Consider the following 16,381-nt stretch of genomic DNA (forward strand, 5'->3'; position numbering starts at 1 on the left):
CGCCACACCCCGGGGCGCTCCAACGCGCTCCAGCTTGGATGAATCACATGCCGCGTTTTCTCCGCCGCATCACCGCTGTTGCCGTGCTCCTCGGTGCCTGGGCACTCGTGGGCAGCCACCGCGCGCCGATTCCGCTGATGATGGGCGCTGCCGAGGCCGGGCAGGGACAGGGGACCTGGGACGGCAGCCTGCCCACCGCCAAGGGCGAGAAAGCTCCTCACGACCTCAACAGCCTTCGCGTGCTGACCAAGGTCATCCTCTACGTGAAGGAGAACTACGTCGACCCCAAGCGCATCAAGCCGAAGGAGATGATGATCTCCTCGCTGGAGTACGTGGAGAAGAGCGTCCCGGACGTCCTCGTCGACGGCAACGCGGAGACGGGCAAGCTGTCCGTCAACGTCAACGGCAAGACGCGGGAGTTCGACATCGGGCATGTCGACTCGCTGTGGAAGATGTCCTTCGCGCTCAAGGACGTGTTCGACTTCCTGTCGAAGAACATGCGTCCCATCGAGGACACGCGCGACATCGAGTACGCGGCGGTCAACGGCATGCTGTCCACGCTGGACCCGCACTCGGTGCTGCTGCGGCCGGAGCTGTACCGGGAGATGAAGCTGTCCACCAAGGGCGAGTTCGGTGGCCTGGGCTTCGTCATCCAGATGCGCGAGGGCAACCTCACCGTCGTCAAGGTGCTGCCCAAGACGCCCGCGCACCGCGCCGGCATCCAGAAGGATGACCGCATCAAGAAGATTGGCGAGGAGTCCACCGTCAACATGGACCTCAACGAGGCCGTGTCCAAGCTGCGCGGCCCGGTGGACAGCCGCATCACGATTACGGTGGAGCGCGACGGCTGGGACAAGCCCCGCGTGATGACGCTGGCGCGCGCGATGATCTCCATCGAGAGCGTGCAGCACAAGATGCTCGCCGGGAACGTGGGCTACATCCGCCTGAAGAACTTCCAGGGCAACACCACGCGAGACCTGGAGGCGGGGCTGAGCGAGCTGCGCAAGCAGGCCGACGCCAAGGGCGGCTTCAAGGGCCTGGTGCTGGACCTGCGCGGCAACCCGGGCGGTCTGCTCGAGCAGGCCATCCAGGTGTCCGACACGTTCCTGTCCAACGGCACCATCGTCGCGACGGTGGGCCTGTCGGACAAGCTGCGGGAGGAGAAGCGCGCGCGCCCCACGGAGGGCGAGGACGCGTACCCCATCGCGGTGCTGGTCAACGCAGGCAGCGCCTCCGCGTCGGAAATCGTGGCGGGCGCGCTGAAGAACCTCAACCGAGCGGTCATCATCGGCCGGCAGACGTTCGGCAAGGGCAGCGTGCAGGTGCTGTACGACTTCCCGGATGACAGCGCGCTGAAGCTGACCATCGCCAAGTACCTGACGCCCGGTGACGTCTCCATCCAGGAGGTCGGCATCGTCCCGGACATCCAGCTGGTGCCCACGCGGGTCACCGACGAGCGCGTGGACGTGTTCGCGTCGCGCCGCTCCATGGGTGAGGCGGACCTGGACCAGCACTTCGGCAACCCGGACTCGGCCACCGTCGCGAAGAAGCGCGAGGACGTGCTGGACCGCGAGAAGCCGCGCGAGAGCCTCAAGTACCTGAAGGTCGACCCCAAGCAGCAGGAGAAGCTGGCCACCGCCGCCAAGGAGGAGCCCAAGACGGCGCCGAAGACGGCGGCGACGGAGAAGCACCCCGAGCAGAAGAAGCATGGGGAGAACGACCCGCTGCTCGACACGGCGGGCCAGGGCGAGGACCTGGACGACCAGCTCGACGCGGAGTCGCAGGACGAAATCAAGGAGGACTTCGAGGTGCAGTTCGCGCGCGACTACGTGCTGCGCGCGCCGGCCAACACCCGTCAGCAGCAGCTGCAGCAGGGCAAGGGCTTCATCGAGCAGAAGCGCCGCGAGGAAGAGGCGCGCATCAACGCCGCCATCGCCGCGCTGGGCGTGGACTGGAGCCCGGGCCCGACGCCCAAGAGCGTGCAGCTGGCCGCGACGCTCTCGCCTTCTCCGGACGCGAAGATTGCCGCCGGCGACATGCTGGAGATGGTGGTGACGGCGGAGAACAAGGGCACCGAGCCGCTCAAGCGCGTGCGCGCGTGGACGGAGAGCGACAACGCCTTCCTGGACCGCCGCGAGTTCCTCTTCGGTGCGCTGAACCCGGGTGAGAAGAAGTCGTGGAAGGTGAAGGTGCGGCTGCCCAAGGACCTGACCAGCCGCCGCGACGACGTGACGGTGCGCTTCTTCGACGACCACGGCGCGCTGCCGGAGACGCGGGTGGCGGAGCTGAACTTCGTGGAGCTGCCGCGCCCGTCCTTCGCGTTCAACTGGCAGGTCATCGACGACTGCGCCACGTGCAACAGCGACGGCGTGGTGCAGCGGGGCGAGTCCGTGGCGGTGATGCTCGACGTGACGAACGTGGGCACCGGCGTCGCGCTGGACTCCTTCACCCAAATCAAGAATGGCGGCGACGCGAACATCTTCATCGAGAAGGGCCGCTTCAAGCTGGGCGAGCTCAAGCCGGGCGAGACGAAGACGGCGCGGTTCCAGGTGGAGGTGAAGAAGGGCTACAAGGGCGACACCTTCCCGCTGAAGCTGGCCATCATCGACGAGCCGCTGGAGGAGTTCGTCATGGAGAAGATGGAGCTGCCGGTGACGGACGCCGGGGTGGCGACGCTGGACGCGAAGAAGGGCCAGGTCCGCCTGTCGGAGAAGACGGAGCTCCTGGGCTCGCCGGTGGCGGAAGGCCGTCCGGTGGCTCGGGTGAACGCGGCCTCCGCGGTGCTTCCGGTGGAGGCGGCGAACAAGGGCTTCTACCGCGTGGAGATGGAGAAGGGCCGCTTCGCCTTCGTGCGCGCGCAGGATGCGCGTGAGGTGAAGTCGGGCAAGGCCGCCGCGCCGAAGCTGGCGCTGACGACCACCCGCCGTCCTCCGGACATCCGGCTGGAGGTGGACCCGTCCGCGGGAGGCCTGGTTGCCAACGGGGACAAGTTCACCCTGTCCGGCGTGGTGGCGGACCCCAACGGCCTGTTGGACGTCTACGTGCTGGTGAATGACCAGAAGGTCTTCTTCAAGGGCGTGGACCCCAAGGGCGGCGAGCCCAACACGTTGAAGTTCTCCACCGAGTTCGCGCTGAAGGAGGGCAACAACAACGTGCTGGTGGTGGCCCGCGAGAGCACCGACTTCGCCAGCCGCCGCACGCTGGTCATCCGCCGCCGCCCGGCGGAGGTGGCGCAGAAGGTCTCCAGCCCGGTGCCTGGCGGGACGAAGCCCCAGGCGCAATAAGCGCGGTTTTCAACCCACCGCCGAATCCGGGCGGTCCGTCCGACGGGGTTCCTCAGGGAGCCCCTCGGGGGGACCGCCCGTTTTGTTGACGCTCCTTGCAGGCAGGCGTTAGCGTCCGACGCCGTGGGGTGCCCCCGGCCGGTGGGTTCCCGGGAGGCGGTGACTCGAATGCGGACGTTCAGTCGGTGGTTCGCCCTGGCGGTGAGTGTCTCTGGAGCGACCGCGTACGCGGACGACAATGACCTGCGCATCGCCGACTTCGGGAACCCCAAGGCCAGCACCACGGGCGGGTCCACGAACTTCGCCGCCAACGCGGACTTCCAAGCCTTCGCCCGGGTCATGGGCGCCGCCATCACCTCGGCGAACCTGATGCCCCCGGAGACGACGGGGCACTCCGCCTGGGCCATCAACGCGGAGTTGTCCGTGGTGTCCCTGCCGGACAGCGTGCGCATCCCCACGGAGAATCCGGACCAGCCCTCCACGGTGCTCATCCCGTCCGTGCACGTGCGCAAGGGCCTGCCCTTCTCGCTGGAGCTCGGCGGGCGCGTGGGCTGGGTGGAGAAGAGCAGCCAGGTGGTGGCCACCGGCGAGGTGAAGTGGGCCGCCAACGAAGGCTTCACGTGGCTGCCGGACGTGGGCGTGCGCGGACACGTGACGAAGCTGTTCGGCGCTCGCGACTTGAACCTGACGGTGCTGGGCCTGGACATCGGCGTCGGCAAGCAGTTCCCGCTGGGCGGCATGGTGACGCTGACGCCCTACGGCGGCCTGGACCTGGGCTTCGTCGGCGCCACCACGAGCCGCCTCGATTTCAACCCGTCGCGCAGCTACGAGGACTCCACCGCGAACAACTCGCGCGCGGCGCTGGAGGACACGGGCAGCTACAAGAAGGTGTCCTTCGGCGACAACATGAACCAGCGCCTCTATGGCGGCGTGCGGTTCATCGGCGGCGTGCTGCAACTGGGCGCGGAGCTGTCGCTGACGCGCACCGGCAGCGTCGACACGCCTCGCGCGGACAATCCCAACGCGGTGGAGGACCGGGGCCTGCCCGCGGTGTTCGCCGTCAGCACGACGCTCGGCCTGGACTTCTGAGGTCGGGTGTTCAGGCCACGGCGCGCAGGGAGTCTCGCATCGCGCCGGGCCTGTTGGTGATGAGGTAGCTGACGCCCATCCGCTCGAGCTCTCGGGCTCGCGAGGCGTCATCCACCGTCCATGTCGCCACTCGTAGCCCCGCGGCGCGCCATGCGGCGATGCGCTCCGGGGTGCAGTCCCCGTGGAAGGGATGCACCGAGTGGGACGAGACGAGCGGGCTCACCGCGTAGGCCTGGACACTCCAGCGCCGGTCCGGGTCGATGAGGTAGCCCCGGCGCAGCTCGGGTGCGGCGGCGAGCAGCCGGAAGAGGCACATCGGGTTGAAGCTGGAGACGACGACACGCTCGGACACGCCCCGGCGCCGGACCAGGTCCGCGACCTTCTGGGCGAGGCCGTCGTCGTCGAAGCGCTCGCACTTGAGCTCGATGTTGATGATGAACTGCGGCGGGAGGGCCTCCAGCACTTCCTCCAGCAGGGGGATTCGCGCCGGGGCGAAGCCGAGCGGCGTGCCCACGTCGGCCTGGCGCAGCTTCCACCAGGGTGTGGCGCGCACCTCCCAGGGCAGGCCCGCGAGCCGCTCCAGTCGCTCATCGTGGCAGACCACCACCTCGCCCGAGCCGCACACCATGGCGTCCAGCTCCACACCGTCGGCGCCCTGACGGGCGGCCTCGGCGAAGGCTTCCAGGGTGTTCTCGGGGGCGTCGGCGGAGGCGCCTCGGTGGGCGAGCAGGAGCATGGGGCCCAGTGTGCGCCGAAGGAGGCCTCTCGCGCAGCAGAAGTGCGGGCAGGCGTCCACGGGTAGACGCGCGGCTTGCCTCCCCCGCCCCTTTGCTGCACTGTGCCCTCATCATGCTGGGCCTTGGCATCGGAGAAATCATCGTCCTCGGCTTCATCCTGCTGGTGGTCTTCTCGGCCGCCCGGATGGGCCAGCTTGGCAACGCGGTGGGCAAGTTCGTCTACTCGTTCCGCAAGGCCTCCAAGGGCGAGGACCTGGTCGACGCCAAGTCGCTGACGCACCCGCGCCGAGGCTCCACCGACGCCGAGTACAGCGAGCCCGAGTCACCGCGCCGTCGCTAACCCGCTCCGCGCCCCTCAATCCACGTCGAGGTGTTCGCCGAGCTCGGGCGCCTGCCGTGGGCCCCGCACCGCGTCGGGTACTTCCGCCAACAATCGCTCTGCCTGCGCCCGCAGGGACGCGTGCACGGACTTGTCCGAGACGAGCTCGCGCAGGTCCGCGGTGTTGAGCAGGGGGACGATTTTCGCACCCACGTCCGGCGGCAGGTACGGGTTGAAGGCGAGCGCACGGCGCACGGCGTGGCGCACGGACCAGCGGGCGGAGCGCCAGATTTCCAGCAGCGGCTCCGGACGCGCGGGGCGGCGGGCGGCGATGCGCACGACCAGGTCCTCGGTGAGCCGAGGATTGATGAGGACGTTGCGCAGCACGGAGGGGTTGCTGACGGTGGCCAGCCTCGACAGGGTGTCCGGGTCCCGGGTGAGGCGCGCCTGCTGCTTGAGGTGTCCCAGCGACTGGGAGAAGGCATGGGCGTCCGCGCGTGCGGCGGCGTCCGCGTTCATCTGGCGCTTCGCGGGGCCCTGGGCGAACAGGTCCGCCACCGTGTCCAGCGACTGCACATGCGCCAGCCGGCGCAGCGCATGGACGTGAGGGATGTGCTCGGACTCGCGCTGGAGCGCGGCCAGGAAGTCCGAGAGGACGCAGGCAGCGGGCTCCCAGCCCTGACGGGCCAGGGAGATGAGGTGGCCGACCAGCTCATTCGCGTCGAGCGGGTCTCCGCGCGAGAGCTCCCGTGCGGCGGCCTTGCGACGCACCTCCGCACCGCCTCCGAGCGCATGGAGGAATCGGGCGACGGTGCGTGCTTCCTCCAGCGTGGGCATGGCGGCTCACTCCGTGGGCGCGGCCTGGGCGGGAGCCCCGGACGGCGCGGGCGCGGGAGTCGGTTCCGAGGGCGCCGCCACGGGCTCCACCGTCACCTCCAGCCGGAAGGCCCCCAGGTCCGCGGGGTACTCCTGGAACACGAGGAGGAAGGGCGCACGGGCCCCCGGTGCCACGGAAGTGGCCGCGCCATCCAACCGCTGACGAAGGGCCTGCGCGGCCTCCGCGTTGCCCACGGCGTGGAGTTCCTCGGGAGTGGCGACGATGCCGGCGAGTCCCTCGGCGGAGCGCACGCGCTGGTCTCCGTCGAAGAGGGCACCTCGAACGCGGACCTGGGTCGCGGTGGAGGTGCGGTTCTCGACGTCGCCTCGGATGAAGAAGACGGGGCGGCCCGACTGCGTCTCATAGAGACCGTTGGACACGTCGAGCGCCACCAGTGACGTCGGCGTGGGGATGACGAGTGCGCGCAGCCGCTCGGGGGAGAGCACGGTGAGGTCGATGCGGCCTTCGCGCAGGTAGACGCGGCCCACGGCGCCCAGACCCACCACGAGCGCGGCGGCCACGACGAGGTTCAAGAGGAGCGCGGTCACCTTGCGCGCGCGGCTGGGCGGACGGGCCTGCGGAATGCCGACGTCTTCAGGACGCGCCGTGGGCTTGACCACGGAGACCGCGGGGGCCGCGGACAGGTCGGGAGAGAGGTCGACGACCTCGCGCTGTGCGCCTCCGGGGACACCGATGCGCCCCAACGAAACGCCGAGGCCCTGGCCATCGTCCACGGGAGGAACGTCATCCAGGAGAGACCGCGTCGAGTGCGCCTGAGGCTCGTCGAACCCGAGGCCCTCCGGGGAGGAGTGGCCGAAGAGCTCCGCGCGACCGGACTCACTGGGCTGGACGCCCGCGTGCTCGCCGAAGGCATCACTGTCCGAGGAGAGGTCGAACAAGTCTCCCGCGCTTGAAGCAGGCGCTGGGGACGGAGCCGCCGATGGAGGCCGGCCTGGCACGGTCGCATCACTGAGGTCGAGCGAGGCGAACGGGTCCTCTCCGCCAAGAACAGCGGGGGGCGGCGTCCCCGTGAGCGAGGCGAAGAGGTCTTCGCCTCCTCCTGGAGCGGCCGAGGGCGAAGCACGCCCCTGCGGCGTGGAGCTGCCAGCCAAGGGGGCTCCGCCGCTCGGAGTGGCCGAACGAGGAGCACGCCCCTGCGCCGCTGCGCCTCCGACCCCAGCAAAGGGACCCTCACCACCTGGAGCGGAAGTACCTGGACGACGTCCTTGAGCCGCCGCGCCTCCGACCCCGCCGAAGGGCCCCTCACCACCTGGAGCCGCAGTCCCTGATGGCCGGCTCTGCGCCGCTGCGCCTCCGACCCCGGCGAAGGAACTCTCACCCCCAGGAGCCGCAGTCCCTGGACGGCGGCCCTGCGCCGCTGCGCCTCCGCCCCCAGCAACGGAACCCTCACCACCTGGAGCCGCAGTCCCTGAAGGCCGGCTCTGCGCCGCTGCACTTCCGAGCGAGGCAAACGGGTCTGCCTTCCCAGAGGCAGCCGCGTGCGGAGGTCGCCCAGGCAGCGTCGCGTCCTCGAGCGAGGGGAATGCCGCCTCGCCAGCACTGCCTGAAGACGGAGGCCGTCCAGGCATCGTCGCATCGTCGAGAGAGGCGAAGAGGTCCCGGTCGGGAGCAGCCGCCTGGGGAGGAGGCCTCGGCGGCGTCGCACCGCCCGTGCCCGGAGCCCCGCGCCCCGGAGGGGGCATCCCACCAATTGAAGCGAACGGGTCCTCACCAGCGGGAGCCGCCGGACGAGGCGCGCGGCCCTGCGACGGAGCAGGTCCAAGTGCGGCGAAGAGGTCGTCTGCCGAGGGCGCCGCCGGCTGCGGCGGAGTTTTCGGCGGTGTCGCGCCTGCGGACTGCCCGGACGGTCCACCCGCCAGAGGCACCCGGGTGGGCGGCATCGCCTGAGGAGCTCGCACCTGCGCGACTCCCGGCGGAGCCCCTTGTGACGGACGCCCCGGCCCAGCGCCCTGCTTGGCGGCCCCAGCCCCCGACGCCATGAACGGTGGCGTTCCCGCGAACGTCGCGTCGTCTCCGCCCATGGACCCGAACGGGTCCGCGCTCGCCGAAGCGCCCCCCGACATCGCCGAATCGTCGATGTCGATGGACGAGAACGGGTCCTCCTCCGCGCCCGTCGGCACCGGCGGCGAGGACGAGAAAGGAGGCCGTCCCGTCACCGTCGCATCGTCGATGTCGATGGCCGCGAACGGGTCCGCATCCGGACTCGCGGGAACAGGAGGCCTCGCGCCGCCCCCCGCGACGGGCACAGTCGTCGGCCGACGAGCCGCGCTTCCCGGCGCCGCCACGGGAACCGGCAAGTCATCGAACGGGGTCGACGCTCCCCCCGGCACCGGGGCGTTGAGGAAATCCATGAACGGGTCATCGACCACCGACCCAGAGGGAGCCGTCCCCCTGCCCTGCTGAACCGCGGCGGGTGGCGGAGGCGGAGGCCGCCCTTGCGCCCCCGTCCCTCGAGGAGCGGCAACCCCTGGCGAGGGTGACCTGACGGGCGGGGCCAGCCCCGGCAGGGGCACCGCACCCGAGAGCGCTCCCGGAGCAGATTCCACCGGAGGGGGCACCGCACCGCCGTAGAGTCCCGCCGAGCCCTGGGCGGCTTCGGCCGCACCCGGCGCTTGAGGGGGCGGCAGCGGAATGGGCCCGACCCGGGTGGGCTCCCGGTAGACGCCGTCTTCCGTATCCAGCCCCCCATCCACACTGTTCCAGGGGGAGTCCGGCGGCACCGACGTCCGGGTGGCGGCGATTCCCTGCGCATAGAAGCCAGGGCGCGTGACCTCCACGCCCTGGGGGTCCGGGGCGACCCCGAATGCCGCGAAGGGGTCCACCTGCCCGCCCGAGGGGGGAGGCAAAGGCACACCGCCGTCTTCCCCGGCCGATTCACGGGTGACGCGGAACGTGTTCTGACATTTGGTGCAGCGGACTTTGACCCCCTTCTCGGTCACCTTCTCGTCGGGGATCTTGAATCGGGTCTGGCACCGCGCGCACTTGACGATCATTCAGCAGGCCTGGGGCGAAGGTGAGTATAGGGCCACCAGGCAGGTACGGCGAGCCGGGTTCACTCTGCTTGCTCGCCTCCAACCCCAATGGTACGAGGTTCGCCCCTGCAAGACACAGGCATGGAAGCTGGCTTGGAGTCGAGCCCAAAAGGGGCGGAGAGACCGATGAGCGAGGCCGAGCAAGCAGGCGCTCCGAGCAAGGAGCCGAAGATCATCAAGCGGTACACGAACCGAAAGCTCTACGACACCGTCGAGAGCCGGTACGTCACCCTCGATGAAATCGCCGCGATGATCAAGGAGGGAACCGAAGTGCGGATTGTCGACAACCGCACGAAAGAGGACCTGACCTCCGTCACCCTCGCGCAAATCATCTTCGAAGAGGAGAAGAAGAAGAACCAGATGCCGCTGTCGGTGCTGCGGGAAATCATCCGCCACCCCGGCGAGTCCATCTCGGGCTTCATCCAGAAGGAAGTCACGCCGCGCGTCGCCTCCATCCGCGAGGAGGCCGAGTCCCGGCTCGACAAGCTCCTTCGCCGCGAGGACGCTCCCAAGCCGGCCACCCCCGAGTCCCCCGAGGAGCCGACCCAGCAGACCGCCGACGCCGGAGGCCTGTCCCCCGCCGACCTGCTCAAGGCCAGCCAGCGCGCGTTCGAGGACTGGCAGCGCAAGATTGACGAGCGCGTGAAGCACGTCGTCGAGAACCTCACCGGCAACCTCCCCGCCCTGGGCCGCGACATGCAGTCGCTCAACCAGCGGTTGGAGGAGCTGGAGAAGAAGCTCGAGCAGATGGAGCAGCAGAAGAAGGAGTAGCAGCTACTCCGCGCGCGACGCCCGCTTCCGCTTCCGGGGAGCGGGCTCGCCGTGAATCTCCTCGGCGATGGCGGCCAACATCTGGGCCCCTCTGCTGCGGGGTGCGTACTCGAAGATGGTCTTCCCGTGGCTCTGCGCCTCGTCCACCTTGACGTCGTAGCCCAGGGGCGTGGCGGCGAGTGAGCCGGGGAAGTACGCCTTCAGCCGCTCCAGGATGGCCGTGGCCAGCGCCGTCTTCCGGTAGAGCGTGGGCACCACCTTGGTGACGCTCAGGTCCGGACGCCCTTCGGCCTCGCCCACCTGCCGCACCGTGTCCGCCACCTCGGCGCACCCATCCAGCGCCAGGTACGTCAGCGCCACGGGCACCACCACCTCCGTCGCGGCCACCAGGATGTTGCGCGTGGTGAGCCCCATGGACGGCGGCGAGTCGAACACCACGGCGTCGTAGCCCGCCGCCTTCGCCGCCTCCAGCCGGTCCGCCAGGCGGTGAGACCTGCGCGCATCCGACGCCACCACCACGGGGAAGTCCGCCATCTCCTTGTACGAGGGCAGCACGTCCAGGCCCGGCACGGCGGACGGACGCACCACGTCCGCCAGGAGAACGGCGTCATCGGTCAGCAGGTGGAAGACGTTGCGAGGCAACGTGCGGACATCCAGGCCCAGCGCCTTGCTGGCATGTCCCTGGGTGTCCAGGTCCACCAGCAGCACGCGCAGGCCGCGCTCCCTGGCCAGCCACGCCGCGGTGTTGACCGCCAGCGTCGTCTTGCAGGTGCCGCCCTTCTCGTTGATGAAGGCGATGCGCCGCATGGCCCCGTGCTCCCGGCCGCGGGCCTACTTCTTCGCCGGCGACTTCTGCGACACCAGCGCGTCCACCTTGCTCTCCACGGACGCCAGGAGACGCTCCAGGTCATCCACCTTCGAGCGGAGCTGCTCCACGTCCGCGGTGGACGGCAGGTTCATCGCCGACAGGGCCGAGCGCAGGGCGCTGTCCAGCGTCCCCTTCGCCGCCAGCGAGCCCGACACCAGCGACTGCACCGCCGACACGAACTTCTCGTTCGACAGGAGCTGCTGCGCCAGCTTGCCGACGCGCTCCTCGCCCGTCTCCACGAGCTTCTTCATCACCGGGTTGTTCTTGAGCATGGGACTCTGGGCCTCGGCCGACCGGCCAGACGGGGCTGGCGGCACGTCGGGAAAAAGACGCCGCACTCTGCGAGGGGGCAACGCGACGTGTCAAGCAGGGCAACAGGCACAGGCCAAACGCGTTGACTCCTGGAGAGACGATTCCTACGGTTCAACGCTCGCTTATGGCAGGGCTTCTGGACAAGCGGTTGTGGGTCGTCTCCGGTAAGGGCGGCGTGGGTAAGAGCACGGTCTCCGCGGCCCTCGCTCTGCGCTCGGCGCGTGCGGGACGCAGGACGCTGGTGTGCGAGGTGAATACCCAGGAGCGCGTCAGCCGCTTCCTCGGCCACCCCGCCGCCGGCCCGGAGGTCACCCTCCTGGAGGAGAACCTCTGGGCGGTGGACGTGCGCCCCCAGGAGGCCATGCGCGAGTACGGCCTCATGGTCCTGCGCTTCGAGACCCTCTACAAGACGGTCTTCGAGAACCGGCTGGTGCGCTACTTCCTGCGCTTCGTGCCGTCCCTCCAGGAGCTCGTCCTGCTGGGGAAGATCATGTACCACCTGCAGGAGACGCTCCCGGACGGGCGGCCTCGCTTCGACACCATCGTGTTGGACGCGCCGGCCACGGGACACGCCATCTCCTTCCTCAGCGTGCCGCAGGTGCTGGTGCAGACGGTGCCCCCGGGCCCCATGTCCCGCGAGGCGCAGAAGATGAGGGACCTGCTGGTGAACCCCTCCGTGACGGCGGCGGTGCTGGTGGCGCTGCCGGAGGAGATGCCGGTGAACGAGGCGCTGGAGCTGCACGCCGCGCTCAAGGACAAGGTGAACATCCGCACGCACGCGGCGGTGCTCAACCAGGCCATCTCCGAGCGCTTCACGGAAGCCGACCTGGAGGCGCTGGCGGACGAGCGCGAGCTGCACGACCTCGCGAAAGCACACCATGACCGCGAGGCGCTGACCGTCCTCGCGGGCACCAAGCTGGAGCGGAACCTTCACGTGCCCGTGTTCAACGTTCCCCGGTTGTTCCTCCCCGCCTTCGGGCGCGAGGCCATCGAGCAGGTCATGGGCCACCTCGAAGCACTGGTGATGGGGGAGCGGTGAGCACCACGGCCTTGGGTCCCGCGCTCACGAAGAAGCGCGTCCTCATCTGCGTCGGCTCCGGCGGCGTGGGAAAGACGACGGTGGCCGCCACGCTGGCGCTGCGCGCGGCGGTGGATGGCCGCTCCAGCCTGGTGTGCACCATCGACCCCGCGAAGCGCCTGGCGAACTCACTGGGCCTGTCCGCGCTGGGCAACGCGGAGACGCAGGTGCCCGCCTCCGCGCTGGAGCCGCTGGGCGTGACGGCCCGCGCGCGACTCCACGCGATGATGCTGGACATGAAGCAGACGTGGGATGACCTCATCACCCGCGTCGCTCCGCCCGAGCAGCGCGAGAAGATTCTCGCCAACCGCTTCTATCAGTCGCTCTCCACGGCCCTGGCCGGCAGCCAGGAGTACATCGCCATGGAGAAGGTGTGGGAGCTGCGCCGCAAGGGCCAGTACGAGCTCGTCGTGCTGGACACGCCCCCCACCGCGCACGCGCTGGACTTCCTGGACGCGCCCAACCGCGTGCTGGACTTCCTGGACAACGAAGCGGCGAAGTGGCTGCTGGCCCCGGCGCTGAAGGCGGGCAAGTTCGGCCTGTCGCTGTTCAACCGCAGCGGCTACGTGCTGCGCGCGCTGTCCAAGTTCACCGGCACGGAGATGCTGCAGGAGCTCTCCAGCTTCATGCTCGCGCTGTCGGGCATGAACGAGGGCTTCCGCGAGCGGGCCCGCGGCGTGCGCGCGCTGCTCGAGGACAGCACCACGGGCTTCGTGCTGGTGACCAGTCCCCACTCCGAGCGCATGGACGAGGCCATCCACTTCAACACCCTGTTGCGGCAGCACCGCATGGAGGTGGTGGCGCTGGTGGTCAACCGCGTCCACCCCATGCCCACCGAGGCCATGTGGCAGGCCGCGTCCACGCTGACGCCCACCCGCCGCGCGAAGGTGGAGGAGACGCTGCGCGAGCTGCGGATTCTCGCCGAGCAGGACCGGCGCGGCATCGCCCAGTTGCAGACCGCGTGCCCCGGCATCCCCCTCATCCAGGTGCCGCGCTTCGGCCTGGACGTGCACGACATCACCAGCCTGTGGCAGACGGGCCGCTTCCTCCTGGGGGATGACACTTTCTGACCGCGCCCTGCCCGCCCGGCAGGTGTCCAGCCAGAGCAGCGCCGAGACGGGGGACGGACTAGATTGGGCCCGCCCATCCAGTTGATGGGAACTCCGAGGGGCAGCCCATTGTCCGGAGGTTGCATTTCCAGGAGGGCGCATTCCGTGGCGGAGAACATGCGGACGTACATGTCGGTGAGCCGATGGTGGTGGCTGGCGGTGCTGGGACTCGGGGTCGCCGGGTGTCGGACGACAGGCGCCGTTGCGGGGCAGGACTCGGCGACTTCGCCCGTGACGCAGGAAATCCAGTTCGACGCGGTGACGGTGACGGCGGACCTGGAGCTGGACAAGCTCAACGACGAGGAGCTCTTCGCCGAGGGGACATCCGCCTTCGCCGCCAACGACTTCAAGCAGGCCGCGCGCTACTTCGGGCGGCTGGCGGACTTCCACCCGCACAGCCAGCACCGGCGCCAGGCGCTCTACAACGCGGGGCTTGCCCACCAGCGGCTCAAGGAGTGGGAGGAGGCCTGGCACCGCTTCTCCGAGCTGTCGGACCCGGCCAAGGGCCAGGGGGATGCCCTGGACGCGGCGTTCCGCGTGGCGGAGACGCAGTACCACCTGGAGCGCTACGACGAGGCCATCTCGCTGCTGACCACCCTGGCCGAGCGCTCGGACCTCCCCCTCAACCGCCGCATCGAGGCGCGGGTGCAGCAGGGCATCTGCGAGCTGGAAGCGGGCCGAGCCGATGCCGCGGAGGCCACGCTGCGCAAGGCCATCTCCGCGTACGAGTCCCTTGGGGACAAGGACGAGGTGGACGACTACTTCCCCGCGCAGGCCCACTTCTTCGTGGGGGAGCTGTACAGGATGCACTACGACAACGTGCAGCTGGACCCCGCCAAGGGCGCCGACAAGCTCGCCGAGGACCTCAACTACAAGGCGGAGCTGCTGCTGTCCGCGCAGGGGCACTACCTGCGCTCCATCCGCGTGGGCAACGGCTACTGGGCCACGGCGGCGGGCTCGCAGATTGGGGCGCTCTACGAGGACCTCTACGCGAGGATGGTGAACTCGCCCGCGCCCGCGGAGCTCAACGCCGAGGAGGCCGTCGTCTACCGGCAGGAGCTGCGCAAGAAGATTCGGGTGCTGCTCACCAAGTCCATCAACATCTACGAGCGGACCCTGGAGACGGCCGAGCGCATCGGCTCGCAGAGCACCTTCGTGGACCGCACGCGGGAGAGCCTCGCCAAGGTGAAGGCGCTGCTGCTGGCCGACGCGGAGGGCGAGCCCGTGCCCACTCCACCGGCCACGGAAGAGGACCCTCACTCCTGAGCGAGTCCAGGGCCCGGGGCTGACTGGGCAGCCAGGGGCTTCGCGGCGTAGCCTGGGGCTTCCCCATGGAGCCCCTCTTCACGCCCGAGCAACTGGCGGAGATTCACGCGTACCACCTGCCGTACTACGTCCGCGCGGCGGTGGACCCTTTCGCGAAGGTGCTCCTGCTGGCCTTGCTGCTGGGGGTGCTCGTCCGGCCCTTCTTCCGCATGGCGACATCGGTCGCCGGAGGGCTGGAGCGAGGGCTGGGCTTCCTTCGCACCGCGCCCGTGAGCCGTGCCTTCTTTCAAGCCATGGACCGGCTGTGGGGCGAAGCGGGCTGGGGCGCGGCCGTCATCTTCGCGTTGATGACGGACCTGTTCGTCAAGCTCATCTACGCACCCGTGGATGTCTGGTTCGCGTACACGCTGGAACACCGGCACGGCATGTCCAACTACACGCCCGCCGCTTTCGCGTGGGACCTGTTCAAGGGCCACTTGATGGGGGCGTTCGCCATCGCCGCGCTCGTGATTGGCATGTACGGGCTGGCTCGCCGCACGCGCCACTGGTGGTGGATTCTAGGGGTGCCCGTCGCGCTGCTGATGCTCGTCTCCGCCGCGCTGGACCCCTACCGGAGCCGGCTCTACTTCGAGCAAGAGCCACTGCCGCCGGGAGCACTGCGCACGCGAATCACAGAGCTGATGACCCAGGCGGACATTCCGTTCTCCGACGTGCTCGTCGAGAAGACCTCCGTCGCGTCACGCAGGCTCCAGGCGTACTTCGCGGGCCAGGGTCCCACGCGCACCATCGTGCTCAACGATGTCATCATCCAAGAACTGGGTGAGGAGGAGGTGCTCGCCGCCGTGGCCCATGAAGCGGGCCACATCCACGAGCCCAAGTGGCCCGGGCGTATCGCGTCTTCGCTTGCGCTGGTGGCGCTGCTCTTCGCCATCGACCGGCTCCTACGCAGAGCCTCCACACGGGGCTGGTTCGGGACCACCCGCTTCGCGGACATCCGGACCTTGCCGCTGCTGTCCCTCATCCTGTTCGTCGTCTCGCTCGTGGGAGGCCCCATCGCCGGGACGTTCTCGCGCGAGCGTGAGCGCGAAGCAGACCGCTTCGCCCTGCGACTGACACACGACACCGATGCGTTCCGCCGGATGCTCGTGAAGGCTGCTCGCGTCAACAAGATGGACCCGGAACCGCCGCGCTGGGTCGTCCTCAAGGGCATGAGCCATCCGCCCATCGCCGAACGGCTCGCCAGCTTGCCGACGCCCTGAATCAAAAAAGCGGCCGACAGGTGGGCTCCACCACTCCCTTCCCCTTTCACCTGAGCCCACCCGCCGACAGCCCGCCACCGAGACACTCCCCCGAGATCCGGCGGCGTTTGCAGCCATTCCCAGCGACTACGGCTGGGAGCACATCGTCAATGTTGTCGCCACGCCCCGGCGCCGCTGACGCCTTCCCTACCGCCAACTGACGGCGACCTTCGGTGCCGCAAGTCCGCCTGCACTGTCCCCACTAGCAAGCACGGCTGACACGCCCCGGACTCACGGTCCCTGCCCCTTTCACAGGGCCCTCTCGCCAAGGACCGTCGGCGCCCTCCCCCCAGCGAGTCCTCCTCCCGTCACCGAGCACC

Annotated in this window: 13 protein-coding genes and 1 pseudogene; 8 read left to right on the forward strand and 6 right to left on the reverse strand. The window is 69.4% G+C overall.

The annotated features are described in order from the left end of the window. Positions 1-38: 38 nt before the first annotated feature. Both MYSTI_RS31790 and MYSTI_RS31795 read left to right on the forward strand, forming a co-directional pair. Positions 39-3,284, forward strand: coding sequence for an MXAN_5808 family serine peptidase (locus tag MYSTI_RS31790; protein WP_015351927.1), 3,246 nt, complete (start codon positions 39-41; stop codon positions 3,282-3,284). A 168-nt stretch (positions 3,285-3,452) separates the two neighbouring features. Further along, positions 3,453-4,373, forward strand: coding sequence for a hypothetical protein (locus MYSTI_RS31795; RefSeq protein ID WP_015351928.1), 921 nt, complete (start codon positions 3,453-3,455; stop codon positions 4,371-4,373). 10 nt (positions 4,374-4,383) lie between these two features. Here the strand turns inward: MYSTI_RS31795 and MYSTI_RS31800 are convergent, their stop codons facing one another. After that, positions 4,384-5,109 (reverse strand): glycerophosphodiester phosphodiesterase, encoded by a 726-nt coding sequence (locus MYSTI_RS31800; protein WP_015351929.1) that lies wholly within the window; start codon positions 5,107-5,109, stop codon positions 4,384-4,386. Positions 5,110-5,222: 113 nt separating this feature from the next. Here MYSTI_RS31800 and MYSTI_RS31805 point away from each other — a divergent pair, with 113 nt between their 5' ends. Then, positions 5,223-5,450 (forward strand): twin-arginine translocase TatA/TatE family subunit, encoded by a 228-nt coding sequence (locus tag MYSTI_RS31805; protein ID WP_015351930.1) that lies wholly within the window; start codon positions 5,223-5,225, stop codon positions 5,448-5,450. Positions 5,451-5,465: 15 nt separating this feature from the next. On the opposite strand, the gene MYSTI_RS31810 is transcribed toward MYSTI_RS31805, so the two are convergent. The 3 genes and pseudogenes from MYSTI_RS31810 to MYSTI_RS45800 form a co-directional block, all read right to left on the reverse strand. Then, positions 5,466-6,266: a hypothetical protein gene (locus MYSTI_RS31810; protein ID WP_015351931.1), complete on the reverse strand. Its 801-nt coding sequence runs from the start codon at positions 6,264-6,266 to the stop codon at positions 5,466-5,468. A gap of 6 nt (positions 6,267-6,272) precedes the next feature. Then, on the reverse strand, positions 6,273-7,418 hold the full coding sequence (locus tag MYSTI_RS44950; protein WP_233278022.1) for a hypothetical protein: 1,146 nt from the start codon (positions 7,416-7,418) through the stop codon (positions 6,273-6,275). A 1,803-nt stretch (positions 7,419-9,221) separates the two neighbouring features. After that, a pseudogene (locus tag MYSTI_RS45800) lies at positions 9,222-9,320 on the reverse strand (zinc-ribbon domain-containing protein); the annotation flags it as partial. Between the two features lie 165 nt (positions 9,321-9,485). Here MYSTI_RS45800 and MYSTI_RS31820 point away from each other — a divergent pair. Next, positions 9,486-10,130, forward strand: coding sequence for a polyhydroxyalkanoate synthesis regulator DNA-binding domain-containing protein (locus MYSTI_RS31820; protein WP_015351933.1), 645 nt, complete (start codon positions 9,486-9,488; stop codon positions 10,128-10,130). Between the two features lie 3 nt (positions 10,131-10,133). Here the strand turns inward: MYSTI_RS31820 and MYSTI_RS31825 are convergent, their stop codons facing one another. Further along, on the reverse strand, positions 10,134-10,937 hold the full coding sequence (locus MYSTI_RS31825; RefSeq protein ID WP_015351934.1) for a ParA family protein: 804 nt from the start codon (positions 10,935-10,937) through the stop codon (positions 10,134-10,136). A gap of 24 nt (positions 10,938-10,961) precedes the next feature. Beyond that, on the reverse strand, positions 10,962-11,270 hold the full coding sequence (locus tag MYSTI_RS31830; protein WP_015351935.1) for a hypothetical protein: 309 nt from the start codon (positions 11,268-11,270) through the stop codon (positions 10,962-10,964). 164 nt (positions 11,271-11,434) lie between these two features. Between MYSTI_RS31830 and MYSTI_RS31835 the strand changes: the two genes are divergently transcribed. The 4 genes from MYSTI_RS31835 to MYSTI_RS31850 all read left to right on the forward strand — a co-directional run bounded on the left by MYSTI_RS31835 (position 11,435) and on the right by MYSTI_RS31850 (position 16,022). Then, positions 11,435-12,349 (forward strand): ArsA family ATPase, encoded by a 915-nt coding sequence (locus MYSTI_RS31835; protein ID WP_015351936.1) that lies wholly within the window; start codon positions 11,435-11,437, stop codon positions 12,347-12,349. Next, positions 12,346-13,458, forward strand: a complete 1,113-nt coding sequence (locus MYSTI_RS31840; RefSeq protein ID WP_015351937.1) for an ArsA family ATPase — start codon at positions 12,346-12,348, stop codon at positions 13,456-13,458. The genes MYSTI_RS31835 and MYSTI_RS31840 overlap by 4 nt, the downstream gene beginning before the upstream one ends. Before the next feature lie 156 nt (positions 13,459-13,614). Next, positions 13,615-14,763: a tetratricopeptide repeat protein gene (locus MYSTI_RS31845; RefSeq protein WP_084668357.1), complete on the forward strand. Its 1,149-nt coding sequence runs from the start codon at positions 13,615-13,617 to the stop codon at positions 14,761-14,763. 65 nt (positions 14,764-14,828) lie between these two features. Then, a complete protein-coding gene (locus tag MYSTI_RS31850) occupies positions 14,829-16,022 on the forward strand; it encodes a M48 family metalloprotease (RefSeq protein ID WP_015351939.1) in 1,194 nt (397 codons plus the stop codon). Positions 16,023-16,381 lie beyond the last annotated feature (359 nt).

Origin of the sequence: Myxococcus stipitatus DSM 14675 (genome assembly GCF_000331735.1) — a bacterium.
Taxonomy (GTDB): Bacteria; Myxococcota; Myxococcia; order Myxococcales; family Myxococcaceae; genus Myxococcus; species Myxococcus stipitatus.